Origin of the sequence: Pseudomonas sp. PB105, assembly GCF_009764655.1 — a bacterium.
GTDB classification, from domain to species: domain Bacteria; phylum Pseudomonadota; class Gammaproteobacteria; order Pseudomonadales; family Pseudomonadaceae; genus Aquipseudomonas; species Aquipseudomonas cyclaminis.
Genome location: NZ_RWIO01000075.1, coordinates 1 through 1,594, shown reverse-complemented (window position 1 = coordinate 1,594; position 1,594 = coordinate 1). Strand labels below are relative to the sequence as shown.

The window sequence follows — 1,594 nt, the reverse complement described above, 5'->3', positions numbered from 1 at the left end:
CGAAACGCTTGAAGAAGCCGGTCAGGGCATCAATCAGTCCGGTTTCGGCGGTGTTTGGGCTGTCGTCCTGCAGGCGGCCGAGTTCGACCGACGCGGCGTAGTAGGAGGCGCGGTTGTTCTTGTGGGAGAAGTAGAGTTCCTGAGTGCCCACGCTGGCAGGCTGGTCGGTGACACCCAAACCAGTCAGGTAGGCCTTGCCCTTGCCACGGAAGTCCGGGGTAATTTCGATGCTGCTGAACAGCTTCTGGCCCTGGTCATTCAAGTACAGCAGTCGGTCGTTGGGCTTCAGTTGCGCTTCCAACGCCACTTCGCCGGGCTCCAGGTCTTCGGCTTCTTCCACCAGACGCACCGCGTAGACGGTGCCGTGGGAGCCTGGCCAACGTTCGTGGTCGCACCAGATCACCGCCGTGTAGAACGACGGCTTGTAGGTTTCAGCGATATCGCGCAGTTCCTGGGGAAGGATCACGCGCCCATCAACGGTGGCTCCGCTGGTGGCGACACGTTTCCAGAACGATACAAGGGAACGGGGCATGGATTTGACTGCGCTCAATCACTGAATGAGCCGCCAAGATAGGGAGCCCTCAGCCCTCAAACAAACGGTTCAAATGCGCGTTTCTCCTATATTCGCGATATAGGCGGATCACGGAATTTAACCCCGCGTTTCCAGCGTTTTCGCCGCATAGACTGCGGCCCATGTACTACTCGACCGAAGTTAAAGAAGCCGCCAAACGCCTGTTTCTGCGCCGTTGTAAGGCCAAGGAAATTCAGGCGCAGCTCAACCTGCCCAACATCCGGATCGTCTACTACTGGATCCGCCAGGGCGGGTGGGAAGACATGCTGTCGGACGAAGAACCGCTGACTGCCGTCGGCCGGCGAATCACCCTGCTCCTGGACAAAGTTGGCAGCCTGTCCAAAGACGATCTGAACGAGCTGGACCGACTGACCCTTGTTCGCGAACGACTGCTGAAACAAGCGGCCAAGCCCGCACCGGTGGCGCCATCGAACGGCGACGACCTGGACGAGCCCCAGGAACCGCGCAAACGCTCGCGTGGCGAACGCTCCAGCCGTGGCGAGGGCGGCGACAGGAAAAAAGAAAAGAAGGCCAAGAACGATATCAGCGGTCTGACCGAAGTCGACTTCCTGGATAAGTTCATCAGCAAGATGTACCGCTATCAGCAGGAGCTGTTTGCCGCCAAACAAAACCCGCTGACCAGCCGGATCCGCAACATCCTCAAGAGTCGCCAAGTAGGCCTGACCTACTACTTCGCCGGCGAAGCGTTCATGGATGCGGTGCTGACTGGCGACAACCAGGTGTTCCTGTCGGCCAGCCGCTCGCAGTCGGAGATTTTCCGCAGCTACATCATCCAGTTTGCCAAACAGTGGTTCGATATCGAGCTGACCGGCAACCCGATCACGCTTAGCAACGGCGCCGAACTGCGCTTCCTGTCGACCAACAGCAGCACCGCTCAGGGCTACCATGGCCATGTGTACGTGGATGAGTACTTCTGGATCCGCGACTTCGAAAAACTCAGCACCGTGGCCAGCGCCATGGGCACCCACAAGAAGTGGCGCAAAACCTACTTCTCGACGCCCA

2 protein-coding genes are annotated in these 1,594 nt (G+C 58.9%); one reads left to right on the top strand and one right to left on the bottom strand.

The window, feature by feature from the left end; all coding sequences use genetic code 11:
- Positions 1 to 532: GPO family capsid scaffolding protein (locus tag EJD88_RS18640; RefSeq protein ID WP_178116908.1), on the bottom strand; the 532-nt coding region annotated here is incomplete at its 3' end.
- Positions 533 to 693: 161 nt separating this feature from the next.
- Here EJD88_RS18640 and EJD88_RS18635 point away from each other — a divergent pair.
- A partial coding sequence (locus EJD88_RS18635) for a terminase large subunit domain-containing protein (RefSeq protein ID WP_218573954.1) occupies positions 694 to 1,594 on the top strand: 901 nt, incomplete at its 3' end.